Source organism: Pseudomonas brassicae (assembly GCF_010671725.1).
In the GTDB taxonomy this organism is placed as follows: Bacteria; Pseudomonadota; Gammaproteobacteria; order Pseudomonadales; family Pseudomonadaceae; genus Aquipseudomonas; species Aquipseudomonas brassicae.
In genome coordinates, this window is the sequence record NZ_JAAHBU010000336.1 from 1 (window position 1) to 2,740 (window position 2,740).

Annotated in this window: 2 protein-coding genes and 1 pseudogene; 2 read left to right on the forward strand and 1 reads right to left on the reverse strand. The window is 62.8% G+C overall.

Translation table 11 applies throughout. The features are described from left to right. A partial coding sequence (locus G3436_RS20945) for a methyl-accepting chemotaxis protein (protein WP_163949004.1) occupies positions 1-864 on the forward strand: 864 nt, incomplete at its 5' end. Positions 865-907: 43 nt separating this feature from the next. On the opposite strand, the gene cysZ is transcribed toward G3436_RS20945, so the two are convergent. Beyond that, on the reverse strand, positions 908-1,636 hold the full coding sequence (gene cysZ / locus G3436_RS20950; RefSeq protein WP_163949006.1) for a sulfate transporter CysZ: 729 nt from the start codon (positions 1,634-1,636) through the stop codon (positions 908-910). A gap of 333 nt (positions 1,637-1,969) precedes the next feature. On the opposite strand from cysZ, the pseudogene G3436_RS20955 reads away from it, so the two are divergent. Beyond that, a pseudogene (locus G3436_RS20955) lies at positions 1,970-2,725 on the forward strand (FAD-dependent oxidoreductase); the annotation flags it as partial. Between the last annotated feature and the right edge of the window lie 15 nt (positions 2,726-2,740).

A 2,740-nucleotide genomic window follows, 5' to 3' on the forward strand; every position in this document is an offset into this window, starting at 1 on the left:
TCCACGGCGGTGATCGAGTTCAACCTTGATGGTGAGGTACTGGCGGCCAATGATCGTTTCCTGCAGACCATGGGCTACACGCTGGAGCAGGTGCGCGGCAAGCATCACCGGCTGTTCTGCGAGCCCGAGGAATACAACTCGGTGGCCTACCAGCAGTTCTGGGACAAGCTGCGCCGCGGCGAATTCGTGGCCGAGCGCTTCAAACGCATCGATGCCCATGGGCGCGTGGTGTGGCTGGAGGCGTCCTACAACCCGATCATCGATGCCCATGACGTGTTGTACAAGGTGGTCAAGTTCGCCACCGTGATCACCGAGCAGGTCAACCAGGAAGAAGCCGTGGCTCACGCCGCCGATATCGCCTACACCACCTCGCTGGACACCGATGCCAGTGCGCGCAAGGCCACCGAGGTGGTGACCCAGACGGTCGAGGTGATGCGCGGCCTGGAGACCTTCATGCAGGAGGCCGCCGAGGGCATCCAGGCGCTCGACAAGCAGTCGCAGGTAATCGGTTCGATCATCAAGACCATTAGCGACATCGCCGGGCAGACCAACCTGCTGGCGCTCAACGCGGCGATCGAGGCGGCCCGCGCCGGTGAGCAGGGGCGCGGCTTTGCAGTGGTGGCCGACGAGGTGCGCCAGTTGGCCTCGCGCACCAGCACCGCCACCGAGGAGATTGCTCGCGTGGTGCAGCAGAACGCCCAGTTGGCCAAGGCCGCCGTCGACATCATCGACAGCAGCAAGCGCCAGGCCGAACAGGGCTTGTCGCTGGCGGGCGAGACCGGCACCGTGATCGTCGAGATTCAGGACGGGGCGAAAAAGGTGGTGGACGCGGTCGGGCAGTTCTCCAACCAGCTCGCGTCCTGATGCCTGGCCGGCGGCTGCAGTGCGCAGTCGCGGCCTCCAGCACTCAGGCGCGCTCGCGCACCCAGAACAGCGTGGCCCCGGCCACGGCCGCCGGCATCATCAGGATGTTGACGAACGGGATCAGCAACACCAGGTACACCGAGCCGCCAAAGCCCAGGCTCTGCCAGCGCTTGGCACGCAGCCAGGCCAGCATGTCCTGCCAGCTCAGCTTGTTGTTGTCGGCCGGGTAGTCGATGTACTGGATGGCCATCATCCAGATGCCGAACAGCAGCCACAGCGGTGCGGCGATGATATTCACCACCGGGATCCACGACAGGATGAACAGCGCCAGTGCGCGGGGGGCGAAGTAGCCCAGCTTGCGCAACTCGCGGCTCAGGGTGCGTGGCACCATGGCGACCAGTTCGGCCCAGCTGAAATCGGGGAAGGGGTCGTTGCCGCGTACCACCACCTCGACCTTTTCCGCAAGAAACCCGTTGAACGGTGCGGCGATGACGTTGGCCAGCATGGTGAACGTGAAAAACACCATCAACCCCACCAGCACCACGAACAGCGGCCACAGCAGGTAGTTGAGAAAGCTCAGCCAGCTGGGCAGCGTCGGCATGAGGGTGTCGACCCACAAACTGAATTGATGGCCGGCAACGTAGATCAGGCCGACGAACAACAGCAGGTTGACCGCCAGCGGCAGCAGCACGAACAGCCGCAGGCCAGGGCTCAGGACCAGTTTCAGGCCCTCGCGCAGGTACTGTGGGCCGGAAAGGACAGAGGCTTGCATAAAATGCTCCGAGCGGTGGAAAACGCGCCGACCTTACCGAGTTTGCGCAAGCGGTGAAAGCACGGCGAAATGCGCGCAACGGGCTGTAACAAATCCCCGTGAAGCATTTCATAGGCAAAGTGGCGGTAGGGCAGGGCTTGGATAGAGGTCTTCTATAAGGTGGATTGTCTAAGGATATTTCCTTAATCTCTGCCACCTCGATACAGTCACACCCCATTAGGTTTCCAGAACCTGCGGCCATAAGCCTTCCCCAAGTGCTTCGCGGGTTCTTTTTATTCAAGCCGGTGCGCCCGGCGTCACGATGCTGACGCGCCAGCTCGACAGGAGAGAGTCATGTCTGAAGTACGTCATTCGCGAGTGATCATCCTCGGTTCCGGCCCTGCCGGTTACAGCGCCGCGGTGTACGCTGCGCGCGCCAACCTCAAGCCGCTGCTGATCACCGGCATGCAGGCGGGCGGCCAGCTGACCACCACCACCGAAGTCGACAACTGGCCGGGCGACCCGCACGGCCTGACCGGCCCGGCCCTGATGCAGCGCATGCAGGAACACGCCGAGCGTTTCGAGACCGAAGTGGTGTTCGACCACATCAACGCTGTCGACCTGGCCAGCAAGCCGTTCACCCTCACGGGCGACAGCGCGACCTACACCTGTGACGCACTGATCATCGCCACTGGCGCCAGCGCCCGCTACCTGGGCCTGCCGTCGGAAGAAACCTTCATGGGCAAGGGCGTGTCGGCCTGCGCGACCTGCGACGGTTTCTTCTACCGCAACAAGCCGGTGGCCGTGGTCGGTGGTGGCAACACGGCTGTCGAAGAAGCCCTGTACCTGGCCAACATCGCCAGCAAAGTGACTCTGGTGCACCGTCGCGAGACCTTCCGCGCCGAGAAGATCCTGATCGACAAGCTCAACGCCCGTGTGGCCGAAGGCAAGATCGAGCTGAAACTCAACGCGACCCTCGACGAAGTGCTGGGCGACAACATGGGCGTGACCGGTGCGCGCCTGAAAAACAACGACGGCAGCTTCGACGAACTGAAGGTCGACGGCGTGTTCATTGCCATCGGGCACACCCCGAACACCTCGCTGTTCAAGGTCAATTGACCTTGA

What these genes read in the sequence shown, in the direction of transcription:
- cysZ (WP_163949006.1), bottom strand. Translation starts at nt 1,636, where the DNA reads ATGCAAGCCTCTGTCCTTTCCGGCCCACAGTACCTGCGCGAGGGCCTG.